Raw genomic sequence first — 13,090 nt, 5'->3', positions numbered from 1 at the left:
TATGACTGCCTCCCCGGAACGCTTGTCCGAGGTCTCACGCCTCGCCGGCCTCCTCGCCGATCAGGTGCTGGACGCGCAGATCATGAGCCGGCCGGTCTCGGACCAGCACATCCGGACGCTGCTCAGCGCCGCCTTCCTCCTGGATGAGTACGGTCTTCCGCTTCCTTCGCTGCTGCAGCAGATCGTTCATGGAGCGAAGCGGGGAGCCGACTGATGCAGTATGCCGAGCACATCGAATGAACCGCTTTATGAGCCGATTGGTAGCGATCGCAGTGGCTGTCGTGCTCATCACCTCGGTTCGGCTGCTTGAGATGGCAGGCCTGGAATACGCGTTCGAGGATTGTGCCGTTGCAGCGTTTGTGGCTGCAGCCGTCGTCGCAGTAGCGGATCTCAAGTCATGACCGCCGACCTTGAACTCATCCCCGACGACGGAGAACAGGTTGGTACCCGGTTCCAAGAGCGGAAGGCGCCGTGAGGGGGCCGGCCCGAAAGGGGGAGCTACTCCCGAGCCTGCATTACATGCTGACCCTGCTGTCCCGAGGACCGGGTTTCTACAGCAAGTCGCTCCGCAAGCTCGTTCAGCTCGAAAAGCGCGGGTACGCCGTGTTGACCGGGGCCATTTCCACCGACGGCTCAAGGGAGTGGGAGATTACCGAGGCTGGTCGCGTCGCATTGCAGGCCTACACCACAAACGAAGCGTCATTCCTAGCGAGACCTACCATCCGGTTCCGAGTGGGGCAGTCACTCTGATGATAGGCCGTTGATCGCTCAAGTGCCTTTGGACCCACCTGATCCATCGGCGTCAGAGCTACCTTCCGATCGGGTCTTGAAGAAGTCGTCAATGGGCTGATCGAGCACCTCTGCGATGCGCCGCAGAAGGCGTAAAGTGCGGACATGATCATTCGCCATGCCTGGCTTGGGCAGCGGCACGACGATAGGGGTCGATCTTCCATCTCCGTCGCGGTCGTCCATCATTCGTTGACCATGCCAGTGACCGTACGGAAACAAATACCCTGGTTGCAGTAAGGCTCAAAGTTGTGAGACGTGTACAAGCTGAGGTTGTGAGGACGGGTTGTGTATGACGCGTATGCTGCCTGAGAGAGGCGTTTGGTCAGCTCCGGTTGCACTGACTGCGCTGAGCATCGGTATGTGGGAGGATGATGTTGAGATCGATCGCATTCGGGGAGATGCGATCATGGCTCGGATCTACGGTCTTTCCGAGGAACGGGCCGCCGCCGGCCTGACGTGGGCTGAGCTGTCTCGGTTCTTCCACCCCGACGATATGCCAGCCGATCCGCTTCCTCATCGCCGCGTGCGCGAAGAGGGTGGATTGTTCGTCTGGGAGCACCGCGTTGTGCCGGAGGCGGGCAACGTTCGCTGGGTTCTCGCTCGTGGACACTTCGATCGCGACTCACAAAGCGGAGTGATGCGCGGTCGTGGCATCCTCATCGATATGACCGATGTGCGCAGGGACGGGCATGCCGACGGGTCTATGGATTTCCTCGCGAAGGATATGGCAGCGCCGCTCCTGGAGCGTATCGCCGACGGGGCTCTGCAGATCCGGGGAATGATAGACGACCTCAACCCTAAAGGGGTCAAGCGGCTGAAGCCGTTGGTTGATGCCCTCCTGCTGGAACTCGGAAGACAGCTTGCAGCGTCGCTGATGCACGAGGCAGTGCCGCCACCGACCGTGAGAAGGCACTGACTGCGCGCAGCCGCGGTCCACATAGCAAAACACGTCGCCCCCATCGGCGCAGATGAACGTTGCATGCCGCCCGCAGTCCGCGGAGCAGCAAAGGGGGCCGGTCCAAGGTAGGCGATGAGCGAAGCTCTCTGCTCTTTGGATCTGCCGACCCGGGGGCAGCATGTAGGTTGGAAGCGCGAGGCGCTTGGTCCGCGCCGGCATGGCAACGGGCGAGCACTCTCCCTCGGTGCTGGCAGCCTCCTGCTCGGCCGGCGTTGACTGGGCTTTGTCGGCCTCTTCCGCTTCAGCCTGCTCGATGATGTCCGCCTGGGGAGCTGCAACCGTCGGGCGGATCGTCCGCACCTCCACGCCCCGGATCGTCCGCCAATCCCAAGCGACATGGCCCCTCAAGCCGGGCTCAGGACCGGCATGCTGGTGACACAGCTGGTACCCGTCCCCCGTGCTCAGATCGGGGGACGAGCCTGCTCCTACAGTCACTGGTGTCGGACCGCTTTCTCGATGGCAGCTGCGATGTCGTGGGGGCTGCCGATCACGTCGATTGGACCGTCATAAGCAATCGCGTTCTCCGGCATGCCGGGTCTCGGCTGGGCGCTCGGCGTCAACACCATCGTCAAGCCACCTGCGGCGTGGATGGCGGCGAGACCGCGTGAGCCGTCATCCAGGGAGCCGGACAGGATCACGCCAATCATCCTGTGCCCGCCATGTGCGGCGACCGAACGGAAGAGCAGGTCCACCGTACGGTTGCCGTGCAGGCGATGCGGATCACCTACGATCGCGCCGAAGCTCTTGGCCGCGAGTGTCAGATGATCGGCCGGTTCGCCGATATAGGCCACCCCATGCTCGAAGCGCTCGCCCTGCGCCGCGATGACGACCGGCAGGTTCGAGTCCCGAGCCAGCACCTCGCGGAGATGGCTGATCCGGTCCCACGGCCTGTGGAGGACGATCAGGACGACTGCGGGCAGGGAAGGCAGCAACGTGTGGAGTAGGACCTTGATGTCGGAAATGCCCTCGGCGCCTGAAGCACCAACGGCGACAAACCAAGGCGTGACGCTGTCGGCGTTCATCTGTGGAGCCTAGCACACCAACGGCCAAATTCACGGCTGCTCATCCTTGCGTCAACGCAGCCATGCGAGCGGCGATCTCTGCGACCGGCAGGCTGGCGTTGCCGGCACTGTGCCGACATCGAGCAGTTGGCCGACGCCCTGTGCGAACGCGGCATTATCAGGGGACGGACAACGATCCGATCATCTCATGCTAGGTCGTACCGACGGGTGGCTGGTCCGCCATTTTCTTGAACACCCGATCCCACCGCTTCGCGCTCTCGATGCGCTGGAAACGAGTGTTGTCACGCGGGGCGGGGGGGCGCCAGCTTCAAGGCAGGTGCCCTCATGTGTGCTGTGAATTCGCGTTCGGTCTCGGACATATCTCTCCTTGGTGTGAAAAGAAACGATATGAGGTCCGAGGTTGATCCTCTCGCGACGTGGCCAGGGGTGCCCGTCAGGACAACCTCAACGGTACGGCGTCACCAGCGATAACCCCCAGTTATCAATAATGACCGAGGGCGTGTTGCGTTGAGGTTGGTTCGACCGCTGCACCCTAGATCGATCTGTGCCCGTTAAGCCTCGCCGCCCTTGGCCGTTCGGCGTACTCACTGAGCAGCAAGGAGAACTCCATCTCCGCCTCACCGTCGGTGATGAACAACGAACTTACAGCTCCGGTTATGAGCTTGCCGCCGTCTTCCTCGCGGACCGTGACGACGCCCCAGTCTCCCGGCGAGACCAGGGCGGTCAGGACGAGTTCAGCCATCTCGGGATCGTCTAGGCCATTTGCGGTGATCCAGTAGGCTGGGTCCGTTATGCGCTCACTCATGTCAGCCCGTCCCGTTGACTTAGCCGTGCCTGCCGGCCGACATGCTATGCCCGGCTACACGCCGCCTCGCCTATTCCCGGCGGTAGAGTACGCTGTTTCGCGGCTGAATGAGTGGCCAGTGACGGGCAATCTGAGCGCACGCGCCGCGAACGGCGCGCACCCGCAAGGTATGATCGGGAGCTACATCGAGCCGTTCGCCGAGGCGAACATCTGCCACAAAGCAGAGGTCGCGATCAGGCGTCCCGAGTGCATCGCCCTGCGCTTCTAGCAACATGTACAGCATCGCAGCCATGTAGCGGCCCATCTCGCGGCGATGTTCGCCCCGACGCTCTCGCGTAGTGTCCAGGCGGCAAGCTGTTGGATCTGGCGCCTTTGCCACTCGAATGATGCCAGCCCCGACGCGGCCTGCGTCACCTCTCACCAGGAAGTGGGGCTTGATCGAGACAGAAACCCCCGCAACTGTGAGCGGGTCTAGCCGTGGGCACGGCTGGATGGGCAGGCCACGTATGCCGATGGCATTCTCGTTCCGCTCAAACATCTCAATTGCTTCGATGCAGCGTCGTGCCTCGTCCTGTTGGCGGGGCCTGATATCTGCATCACCCGCCTTCCGCAGAAGGGCACTCTTTACCTGATCAAGCGTAGCCTTATCCCGGCGGGGGTCGCAGTTGTACGCTGTCAGAGCCTTCAGGGCGTCACCGTTTGCGGTCACCATTGGCGGCCGTGAGAACCGAGAGTCGTGCAGGATGGTTTCTTGACCGTCGGGCCGAAGGATAAGGTACTCGGCGAGAGCCGTGGCAGACATGCGCGGGTCGCGGCGTTCGCGAACCGAGGGATGGAGAGCGGGAGACGAAGACATGGACGACGGACTTTCTGTCCCTGTAGACAATCAGCGCACGCTGTGGCTCACAGAGATCTCTCGCTCTACATATGAAAGCCAAGATCTGCATGAACTTGGCAGCGATAACGGACTATTTGTGGTCTTGGAAGATTGCTCGGAAGGCACATACGACGTACTGGCGAAAGTAGTTTCTATTTTTGCCGGGCAAACGCTCATGGAAATGTTGCTCCGCAAATTGGCCTCAGATCGAGGGCCCGTCCGTGTAGTCCCTGCATAGTTATGGGCGTGGATGTCCGAGTGCACTTACGGGCATGTCGGATCGCGCGATTGGGGCAATCTGATCAAGCTCGGACCCAATTTCGGACATCAGCACCTCGCTCTCGAAGCGAGTTTGCAGATTTAGCCAAAACTGATGGGTGGTGCCGAAATAGCGAGCGAGCCTCAGAGCGGTGTCCGTGCTGATGCCGATCTCTTCACGCGCGATGCGCTCTATACGTGACCGCGGAAGATCAAGCGCCTTCGCCACGGCACCCGCCGACAAGCTCAGTGGCTCCATGAACGACTCGCGCAGGATCTCACCTGGATGGAGAGGCCGCAGAACCTCAAACTCCGTGGCGCTATCGTGCAGCCGACGCAGATCCTCGACGTTCGTGAGGTCATCAGCGGTTCGGGCAAAATCGGTCATCTGTAGGCATCCCATACTTCAGAGCGGCACGAGCAAGCGAAGTACCAGCAGCGATGAGTCGGGGTGGCGAACCGCCCTCAGTGGTAATCAGTGAACTCAACTCGGTCAGGTCCCGGTGGCGTCCACACGAAGCATAACCGGAACTGCTTATTGACGGCGATAGCGTGTTGTCCCGCCCGGTCTTTCGAGAGCGCATGCAGACCGTTGCCCGGTGGCATCGCCAAATCGCTAAGTTGAACAGCCGCATCCAACTCACCGAGCTTGGCCCGAACCCTTCGGAATAGGTCCGGCGGGAAGCCCTTTGGGCATCGGCCTCGGTACACGTCCTCGGTCAGCCTATCGTGGAAGCCTTGGATCATCGCACTTCCTTGTTGCAGCCATTGATACATGTATCAGTTGATGCAACGTGAATGTCAAGTGGCTTGTACCACTCGTTGACGCATGCGATGGAGAGATGTTCCGCGCTGGCTAGGGGGTGTCGTTGACTCGGCAGTCCCGCCCAGCCGACATGCCGTGTCCGGCTATGGCACGCCCCGTGGCGAGTCGTGAGCCGGCATTAGGAGATCGAAGCCGCGAGATAGACCCCTGAAAAGCCAACAGGCCCCCGTCGCCAAACGGGAGCCTGCTGAAATCCTGGGGCTGTGAGGCCCGCGTACCTGCCCCTCACAAGCCATGACCTCCCTCGGGAGTCAAGATGGAACCTGTTTCCGTCAACGGGAAGGCTTTGCCTGGACCCTGGACCGCGGCCTGTGAGGGACCGTGAACGATGGACTATGCCTACGAGATCCGCCGACAGGCGGAAGCGGCTCCGCGCGCCGCGTTGCCTGCGGTCGCGTCCGCATTGTGGAAAGCGTTCGGCGAAGGGCACGTTTCCGAGGTAGAGGCGGAGGCGCTGGCCGCCGTCATCGAGGCGCGGCAGGTTGGTTCGCTAGATCGGGCGGATCAATCCAATGCCGAGATCCCCGGCATTGCTCAGGATCGACAGGGAAGCCCCAGGACAGGCGTAGGCTCTCGGCCGCGCTCGGATGCCTCTATGGCCCGCCGACGGCGCTGGGCGGCCTCCGGGCGGCTTCCTCCAGGTATCGCGGCACGGTTCACACTGGCCGAGCAAGCGGCGCTAGCCGTGGTCGCGGTTGAGGTCTCAAAGCGGGGCGATTGTCGTTTAGCTCTGGATCATATCGCGGCACTGGCAGGCGTGAGCCGCGCAACCGTCCGCAATGCGATCCGGCAAGCCAAGACGCTCGTCCTGGTGACGGTCGAGGAACGGCGGCAGTCCCGGTTCCGCAGTGACACGAACGTGGTCTGCGTCGTCTCGCGGGAATGGACGGCGTGGCTACGGCTGACGCGGAAAGGGGATCGCGAAACGCTCTCCCCTTCATCACAGGGGGGAGGGCGTAAATTCGTGAGTGGCACGAATACTCATGGTTCCTACCCTGTGAATTCAGAGAGTCGGAGATCGCAGAAAGGCTGCCGATGGGCAGCGGGTGGCCCGAGCGACAGAGCTTCATCTGGCATCTAGGAGTCGAGCAGGGCCAACCAAGCTATGCCATGGGGAAGTTAGTATGAGCAGCAACGAAAAAGCGGCCGGGGCGATGCCCGGCCGCTTCATCGCATCATGGTGGTTGGAAGCGCTTAGCGGAGGAGCTGAAGCACGCCCTGCTGCGCGGTGTTGGCCAGAGAGAGGGCCGAGATGCCGAGCGACTGGCGCGTCGCCAAAGCCTGGGAGTTCGCGGCCTCCTCGTTCAGGTCGGCATCGGTGAGCTTGGAGGCGCCGGTGTCGAGCACGTTCTGGAGGTTCTTGGTGAAGTCCTGGCGATTCTGCACCACCGACAGGTTCGAGCCGAAGGTCGAGGCCTGCGAGCGCAGCGTCGTGGATGCGTTCGTCAGGCTGGTGAGCGTCGAGGTCACCGAGCTGTCGAGAAGGAAGTTGCCCTTGCCGTCCGCAGTCGCGCCAGCGTCGCCCGTGATCGCCGTCAGGCTGAGGCCGGTCGAGGTGGCGTCGACACCCTGCACGTCGAGGTTCGAGGTGTCCTTCTCGTTGAACGAGATGTGCAGCTTGTTCGAAGCCGCGCTGCTCGACAGCAGGTTGGTGCCGTTAAAGCTCGAGTCCTTGGCGAGCTGGTCGATCTGCGTCAGCAGGCTGTTGTACTGCTTCGACAGGGAGGCCCGCTCCTTGACACCGGTTACAGTCAGGTTGGAACTCTGTCCGGCGGTGGATGTGGTGCCGTATTGAGGACCCGCGTTCGCGGTGCCGCTGGCAAAGCCGAGGTTGGCCTGATCGGCGGGCGACGAGAACTCGATATCGGCGGTGGCGTTGACGACAATCTTGGTGCCCGTCACGTCCTTGCTGAACGCGTTGCCCGCGCCCTGAGCGCTGACAGCGCTGTTGAGCTTGGTGATGGCCGTGTCGATGGTGTCGCTGGCGGTCAGCGTGGTGTTGACCGCGGTACCGTTCACTTCGAGATTGATAGTGTTGGCAGTAGCAGAGAAGGCGGCGCCAGCCGTTCCGGTGGTGGTGATCTGCGTCGCGAGCGCCTGGTTGGCGGTCGACTTGGCCGAGTCCACGAGCTTCTGGATCGAGGTCAGGCCCTGGTTGGCCGCCTGGATCGTCTGCACACCGTTGGAGATGCTGTCGAGCAGGGTGCCGAGGTCCGAGGAGCGGTTCGACAGGCTCTGCGCGGTGAAGAAGTTGACCGGGTTGTCGAGGGCCGAGGAAACCTTCTTGCCGGTGGAAAGACGGTTCTGCGTCGTCGACGAGAGCGCCGCCGTATCCTGCAGCGAGAGCAGGTTCTGGCGGGTAGCAGCGGTGAGAGAGACGCCGGACATGAGGTGAGATCCATACTTGATCAGAGGACCGGCTTTTTGCCGGCCTCATGAACAAACATGTCGCCACCTACCGACGCGTTAAATCGACCCGTCAAATCGGGCAGGTTGACCATCCAGCGCGTGTTATTGGATCACTATGCCCACGGGAGTTTAAACAACGTTAACAGATCGTGTTGTTGGTCGAGGCGTCTCTAGAATGGAGTTGCCGGCATGGCGCTACGCATCGAACTGAAGCCCGGGGAACGGCTGATCATCAACGGAGCGCTGATCCGGAACGGGGATCGCCGGTCGGTCTTCCTCGTCGAGACGCCGTGCAGGTTCCTGCGCGAGAGCGAGATCATCCGTGAAGCGGACGCCGACACGGCGAGTAAGAAGCTCTGCGTGACCCTACAGGTCATTTATCTCGATGAGAGCGCGGCGGAGGCAGAGAACCTCCTTGTGCTGCAGTCGACCGAGATCCTGAAGGCCATCCCAGGCTCGGCTCCGTATCTCGTGGCGATCCACGACGCGGTCGCGGCCAAGCAGTACCACCTGGCGATCAAGACCGGGCGGAAGCTCGCCGCCTACGAAGATGAGCTGAGTCGGTAGGGGCTGCAAACCGTAATCACTCATCTAGCTGACAAGCTGCGGACCGAAGCAGGTTGTCGTCGCATGACCCGTGAAGCCTCGGGTTGGATGGTCGTGTGAAGGTCGGTGCTGCGGGGAACAGGAACCGCCGACGCCGGCTTATGGCCCGTTCGAAGCCTCGAAGGGGTGGCGGCCCTGCTTGAAGGGGCAAACAGGACCGCCGCAGCGGATCGGGCAGACCTGCTGGCCGCGGATGCGGCGTGGTTCATAGTAGGTCAAACAGGTTGCTGAAGCATGAGCGACGAGAACCCCTTACCGACACAGCGCCGAAATCGCGCTCAAAGCACCATGCCTTTGTGGATCTCTCCTTGATCAAACGTCTCGACAAAGACCGCGCCAATGCCTTCCGAAAGAAGCCTCGTCACAATCGCAGCGTGAGACCCAACCGTAATCGCTTGGCCTAACACCAGGGGCACTTCTAGATGGAGTGCAACGCCCGAGGCGGATAGGTTCAGGATCGTCGCTGGTACTGTCATGCCGTCTGCCAGCCGAACCTCGACCCTTGTTTGGGTTGGTACGATCCGGCGGTTGATCCGAACTGCGTCGAACTCCCGCGCCTGCTGCTTCCCGAGTTCGATGAGGCGACGCACGACCTCCACGGGTGCCGGTGTTTGCCCTATGAGCTTGACCAGAAAGTCGCACACGCCAACCGAGACAACGCGAGCTTGCATCGGCTCGAAGCCGCGGATCTGGCAGGTGATTGCTCGCTCGACCTGCGGCAGCCGAGATGCACGCAGCTTTATACCCGCGGCAGAAAGATCGACCGTGACTGCATGATGCTCAGGGCCCTCGTAAGTATGCCACAGGGCTGGGAGAACGACCGGACAAAGCCGAGCAGGTGGCTTTCGGGACAAGCTCATGGCGCTGCGTTTGACCGTGCTGCTATCGAGGCCGGAACCGGCGCCTCCATTCGCTGCGCAACCTCCTGTGTTGCCGCAAAGCGGGCTACTCGTTGTGCCGTGGCAACGGCCAACGCCTGGAATGCCTCCACTAAGCCCTGCATCTCTCGCGGCTCGGGCCGCCGGCCCGTCTTCGCAGTCAGGAACAGCTTGAGGGTCCGCCAACCACACTTGCTCGCCCGGACAAGGATCAGAAGCGGCTCGTGGCTTTCGGTCTCGTAGGCCTGCAGCGCCGTTCGACTCGGCACACCTGCCAACCGAGCTAGGGCCACGAGGGCTTCGGTCTCATCCCCCCTTTCAAGCCATTCACACACAACGAACTCGCTGAGGTCGGTCTTGCGCGCCTTTGTGGCAACTGCAACCTCGGCCACCAGGAGTGCATCGTCTCTGACCGGTGCTCGCAGCAGGGAAGCTGCTCGGCTGACAGCGTCCGTCGCTGCTGCTTGGCCGTTGAACTCAGCGCCGAGGCTTTGTTGGGCGCGTGCTTGAGCCAGCTCGACGAGGCGTTTGCGATATGCGGGCGGGATGTCGGCACGCTTGGTCAAGCTCGCCTGCAGTACGCTGTCATGGCTCGCACGGGTCACCAACGTGCGATGGCCAACCTCCGAGAAGCGAGCGCCATCATTGTCGGCCACGGAGCGCACGACGTCGCGGTCGCCGCGCGTGACAAGCACGTCGGTGACACGTTCGCTGAGGCTGGTACGGCGCGTGATGGCCATGAGATGCCCTTGACCACGTTGTTCGGCCACAAGGACAAGGTCATTCTCGTCCAGGCGAGTAGAGCGTTCCAGCACCGGGCCAGCTACGACGACCGATGCGTCCAGGGCGAGGTCGCGCACAACGCTGCGAGGGGCGTTGGCGACATCAGCCAGGTGTTCGGCAAGTTCGGCCCGAGCAGTGGTCTCGATGTCCCGCGCTAGCCGAAGAATGACCGCATCGAAGGCTGCAACCTGATCCTCGCTCAGGTCGGCGGCTTGGCCAACGAACAAGCCCGCCACACTACGCAGCATCGTACGACGTCGTTCGGGGTCGCCCCCAACCACCGCGGCTTCAACGTCGGAGACTACAGCTTGCACGCTAGAGCGCATATCAAACCTTGATGCGAAAATTAATGGCATCAGAACGGTTTAAAATAAGCACAGACCGTCTTAATAAGCTGTCAATTCATACAACTAGAAGCCATAAGTGTAGCGACTTCCATCGTAACCGAGAACGCCGAGCTGCGCGCGGCGCTGGCCGAGGCGCAGGAACACCTGGTCGAGACCGCCGTCGATGTTGGCGAGATGCACGCCCGTGTCGAGGTCTGCAGGCTGAAGTGACAGCGTTGCGAACGAAGCGGGATACAATCGCATCCAGTGGCCAACGACGTCCTATAGCTAGGTGCGCATAGGGGCGCTGCTGCTCAACGAAAAAAGGCCACCCCCGAAGGAGCGGCCCGAAGTCTTGGGAGGAAACGTCCAAGAAGGACAGCGGGACCGCGACGCCATCGCCGTCCCGCACTGCGAACCTAGGTCGCTGCGCTGCAGCGAACAACCTGCCAAGCGTTGCATTTTCGGTCTGGCAGACAGTAGCGATCGGAAAACGGCTTGTCCCCAACGTGTGACGCTTTAGACACGGCACGGCGAACCGTTTCGCTCCTAAGCTTCACGCGACGCCTGCCCCACTTCGAGGATCGCAAAATGCCGATCCGGCGAGAGCACCGCTTCTTCTACCCGATCGACTGGCGCGAATTGTCGGCCATGGTCCGGTTTCGGCGCGCTGGCAGCGCCTGCGAGGGCTGCGGACGCCCGCACGGGCGTATCGTCTACCATCTCGGCGATGGGCGCTGGTGGGACGCCGAGGCCGGCGCCTGGCGCGACGGGAAGGGCAAGAGCCTCACCGCGCTGCCGACATTAAACGACCTGACCGTCAGGCTGCGGACCACGCGGGTGGTGCTGGCAACGGCACACCGGGACCATGACACGGCCAACAACGCGGATGCGAACCTGTCCGCGTTCTGCCAGCGCTGCCACGTGAACCACGATCGGCCGGAGCATCAGCGGCGGCGGTGGCGAACGCTGTTTCGGCGCTGTGCGCTGGGGGATCTGTTTCGGGGGCTCTATCCGCCGTGACCCTGACACGTGTGAGCACATCTCAGGGCCCAATGGCCGTGGCCAAACGCACACGTGAATAGATTTGATACTGACGGAAGGAGGCCTCTACTGGACAGCCAGATCAAGCTGGGCATGATCACCCGATGTCACGCTTTGCCTCCCGTCCCCGTCGTGTCCTCGTGATCCCGTGTGATCAGCATAAAGGGTACTTCCGTTGGATCGTATCGACGCGAGACGGGCAACAGGAATGCTCGGCCTACACCTAAGCCACCGCGATCGGTGCTCAGCTTGTTGGTGAGGTGAGAGCACGCGAAATCGACGGGAAAATATGATGTCGCATGCATCACACCTCGCGTGCCCGCTGTGTCGATTGGGGTACAGCGTCGGGCGGCCAAACCTCGTATCTTGAATAGAGTTCGTGACTGAGACCGCGGACGTACCTGCGGCGCGCCCTCACCCGGGGCGCCTTTTTCGTTTGTAGCGTAGGATGTAGGGGGCACCTTATAGGCAGGCCGCGATGCGCAAACCCGGACAGCCAGACAAGGTCCGCGACGCCCTGGTCGTCGTTTGCGGAGGCATCATCGGCGTAGCCTTCGTTGTCAAAGTAAGGCTTATTCCGCCGCATGATCCCGCCGCGGCCATGTTCACGGTGCTAGGTGCCGCCTTGATCGCAACCGCTGCTACGATGCACTTCTCACGTCGGTGATCGGTACCTCTGACCTCCTGAGCCTCGACAACAACACCCGTCTGGGTATCCTACCTCGGCCTACTGGCGCTGCCGACCTCGTTCCTCATCCGCCACCGCCTCCACGGCCGCGATCGCGTTCTCAAGCTCCGCGATCCGCTTCAGCGTACTGTCGGCCGGCATCGTATCGTACTGAGCGGCGTCCATGATGAGATCGCGCTGACGGGCCTTGAGACGGTCCAGGAGGGCTTCGAGCTTGTCCATGGCGCGCTGTAGCGAGGCGTGCCTCCCTCGACAACATGGCACTCGCCAGCAGCTTCAGTGCATGTGGTGTGATGACCCTGCTCCTACCGTGCTCCTTGCCGTGACGCTGCCGTATCTTACCGTGCACGACCGTGGCCTTGCCGCGGAACTGCGATGGCCCTCACTAGGCGGGCCACAAAGGGCCACAGGCGGCCACAACAGGCCCAGCGAAAGCCCACCATCCAAGAGTACCCACACCACACGCACTGAAGCGGGATTACCCCTGCCCCTGGCACTCACGGGTGTTCTGCAGGCGCGTGAGCAGGTTGCCGGACAGGCAGCGCCGGGCCATCTTGGGATGACATCGGCTGCACATGTTTCAGTCCGGAGATCCCCCTCATGGCTCGCCACGCACAATTCGTTCTGTCGCTTGCCTTTGGTGCGGCCATGCTAGCCTCGCCAGCTTTGGCGCTATCCGTCAAGGACTGTTCCGTGAAGTACCAAGCCGCCAAGCAGGCTGGCACGCTGAACGGGCAGAAGTGGAACGACTTCCGGAAGGCTGAGTGCGGGGCACCAGCTGACACGCCCACAACCCCCACCGCGAACCCATTCTCACCGAA

Annotated in this window: 18 protein-coding genes and 1 pseudogene; 10 read left to right on the top strand and 9 right to left on the bottom strand. The window is 62.0% G+C overall.

The features are described from left to right. Nucleotide 1 precedes the first annotated feature (1 nt). The 4 genes from MKK64_RS10260 to MKK64_RS10245 all read left to right on the top strand — a co-directional run bounded on the left by MKK64_RS10260 (nucleotide 2) and on the right by MKK64_RS10245 (nucleotide 1,705). Nucleotides 2-214: a hypothetical protein gene (locus tag MKK64_RS10260; RefSeq protein ID WP_243934264.1), complete on the top strand. Its 213-nt coding sequence runs from the start codon at nucleotides 2-4 to the stop codon at nucleotides 212-214. Between the two features lie 22 nt (nucleotides 215-236). Next, a complete protein-coding gene (locus MKK64_RS10255) occupies nucleotides 237-401 on the top strand; it encodes a hypothetical protein (RefSeq protein WP_243934262.1) in 165 nt (54 codons plus the stop codon). A gap of 118 nt (nucleotides 402-519) precedes the next feature. Continuing rightward, complete coding sequence (locus MKK64_RS10250; RefSeq protein ID WP_243934260.1) at nucleotides 520-750, top strand: hypothetical protein; 231 nt, start codon at nucleotides 520-522, stop codon at nucleotides 748-750. A 328-nt stretch (nucleotides 751-1,078) separates the two neighbouring features. Further along, nucleotides 1,079-1,705: a PAS domain-containing protein gene (locus MKK64_RS10245; protein WP_243934258.1), complete on the top strand. Its 627-nt coding sequence runs from the start codon at nucleotides 1,079-1,081 to the stop codon at nucleotides 1,703-1,705. A gap of 473 nt (nucleotides 1,706-2,178) precedes the next feature. Here the strand turns inward: MKK64_RS10245 and MKK64_RS10240 are convergent, their stop codons facing one another. Together MKK64_RS10240 and MKK64_RS10235 are read right to left on the bottom strand one after the other, a co-directional pair. Then, nucleotides 2,179-2,769, bottom strand: coding sequence for a chemotaxis protein CheB (locus MKK64_RS10240; RefSeq protein ID WP_243934252.1), 591 nt, complete (start codon nucleotides 2,767-2,769; stop codon nucleotides 2,179-2,181). Nucleotides 2,770-3,301: 532 nt separating this feature from the next. Beyond that, nucleotides 3,302-3,511, bottom strand: coding sequence for a hypothetical protein (locus MKK64_RS10235; RefSeq protein WP_243934250.1), 210 nt, complete (start codon nucleotides 3,509-3,511; stop codon nucleotides 3,302-3,304). 109 nt (nucleotides 3,512-3,620) lie between these two features. On the opposite strand from MKK64_RS10235, the gene MKK64_RS10230 reads away from it, so the two are divergent. After that, on the top strand, nucleotides 3,621-3,842 hold the full coding sequence (locus tag MKK64_RS10230) for a hypothetical protein (protein ID WP_243934248.1): 222 nt from the start codon (nucleotides 3,621-3,623) through the stop codon (nucleotides 3,840-3,842). Nucleotides 3,843-4,428: 586 nt separating this feature from the next. Next, the gene (locus MKK64_RS10225) at nucleotides 4,429-4,689 is read left to right on the top strand and encodes a hypothetical protein (RefSeq protein WP_147725929.1); all 261 of its coding nucleotides are present in this window, start codon (nucleotides 4,429-4,431) and stop codon (nucleotides 4,687-4,689) included. Here MKK64_RS10225 and MKK64_RS10220 read toward each other — a convergent pair whose 3' ends face one another. Together MKK64_RS10220 and MKK64_RS10215 are read right to left on the bottom strand one after the other, a co-directional pair. Next, on the bottom strand, nucleotides 4,690-5,097 hold the full coding sequence (locus tag MKK64_RS10220; protein ID WP_313898903.1) for a HigA family addiction module antitoxin: 408 nt from the start codon (nucleotides 5,095-5,097) through the stop codon (nucleotides 4,690-4,692). It abuts the gene before it with no gap. Between the two features lie 77 nt (nucleotides 5,098-5,174). After that, a complete protein-coding gene (locus MKK64_RS10215; protein ID WP_147725927.1) occupies nucleotides 5,175-5,456 on the bottom strand; it encodes a type II toxin-antitoxin system RelE/ParE family toxin in 282 nt (93 codons plus the stop codon). Nucleotides 5,457-5,863: 407 nt separating this feature from the next. Between MKK64_RS10215 and MKK64_RS10210 the strand changes: the two genes are divergently transcribed. After that, the gene (locus MKK64_RS10210; RefSeq protein ID WP_243934246.1) at nucleotides 5,864-6,616 is read left to right on the top strand and encodes a helix-turn-helix domain-containing protein; all 753 of its coding nucleotides are present in this window, start codon (nucleotides 5,864-5,866) and stop codon (nucleotides 6,614-6,616) included. Between the two features lie 113 nt (nucleotides 6,617-6,729). On the opposite strand, the gene MKK64_RS10205 is transcribed toward MKK64_RS10210, so the two are convergent. Continuing rightward, entirely contained in the window at nucleotides 6,730-7,923 is a 1,194-nt protein-coding gene (locus MKK64_RS10205) for a flagellin (protein WP_243934244.1), read from the bottom strand. A 210-nt stretch (nucleotides 7,924-8,133) separates the two neighbouring features. On the opposite strand from MKK64_RS10205, the gene MKK64_RS10200 reads away from it, so the two are divergent. Further along, the gene (locus tag MKK64_RS10200) at nucleotides 8,134-8,511 is read left to right on the top strand and encodes a flagellar biosynthesis repressor FlbT (protein WP_243934242.1); all 378 of its coding nucleotides are present in this window, start codon (nucleotides 8,134-8,136) and stop codon (nucleotides 8,509-8,511) included. Nucleotides 8,512-8,828: 317 nt separating this feature from the next. Here the strand turns inward: MKK64_RS10200 and MKK64_RS10195 are convergent, their stop codons facing one another. The 3 genes from MKK64_RS10195 to MKK64_RS10185 all read right to left on the bottom strand — a co-directional run bounded on the left by MKK64_RS10195 (nucleotide 8,829) and on the right by MKK64_RS10185 (nucleotide 10,801). Beyond that, complete coding sequence (locus tag MKK64_RS10195; RefSeq protein WP_243934240.1) at nucleotides 8,829-9,410, bottom strand: PilZ domain-containing protein; 582 nt, start codon at nucleotides 9,408-9,410, stop codon at nucleotides 8,829-8,831. Continuing rightward, on the bottom strand, nucleotides 9,407-10,459 hold the full coding sequence (locus tag MKK64_RS10190) for a DUF2336 domain-containing protein (RefSeq protein WP_243934232.1): 1,053 nt from the start codon (nucleotides 10,457-10,459) through the stop codon (nucleotides 9,407-9,409). Before MKK64_RS10190 ends, MKK64_RS10195 begins: the two co-directional genes overlap by 4 nt. A 162-nt stretch (nucleotides 10,460-10,621) precedes the next feature. Then, nucleotides 10,622-10,801 (bottom strand): hypothetical protein, encoded by a 180-nt coding sequence (locus tag MKK64_RS10185; protein ID WP_243934225.1) that lies wholly within the window; start codon nucleotides 10,799-10,801, stop codon nucleotides 10,622-10,624. Nucleotides 10,802-11,128: 327 nt separating this feature from the next. On the opposite strand from MKK64_RS10185, the gene MKK64_RS10180 reads away from it, so the two are divergent. Further along, entirely contained in the window at nucleotides 11,129-11,560 is a 432-nt protein-coding gene (locus MKK64_RS10180) for a hypothetical protein (RefSeq protein ID WP_243934223.1), read from the top strand. A gap of 748 nt (nucleotides 11,561-12,308) precedes the next feature. On the opposite strand, the gene MKK64_RS10175 is transcribed toward MKK64_RS10180, so the two are convergent. Continuing rightward, a complete protein-coding gene (locus MKK64_RS10175) occupies nucleotides 12,309-12,491 on the bottom strand; it encodes a hypothetical protein (protein ID WP_243934222.1) in 183 nt (60 codons plus the stop codon). Nucleotides 12,492-12,869: 378 nt separating this feature from the next. On the opposite strand from MKK64_RS10175, the pseudogene MKK64_RS10170 reads away from it, so the two are divergent. Continuing rightward, nucleotides 12,870-13,090: pseudogene (locus MKK64_RS10170) on the top strand (hypothetical protein); the annotation flags it as partial.

The sequence above is a fragment of the Methylobacterium sp. E-025 genome, assembly GCF_022829705.1.
Lineage (GTDB): Bacteria > Pseudomonadota > Alphaproteobacteria > Rhizobiales > Beijerinckiaceae > Methylobacterium.
The sequence above is the reverse complement of the archived record's forward strand: the minus strand, read 5'-3'. Positions and strand labels throughout refer to the sequence as shown.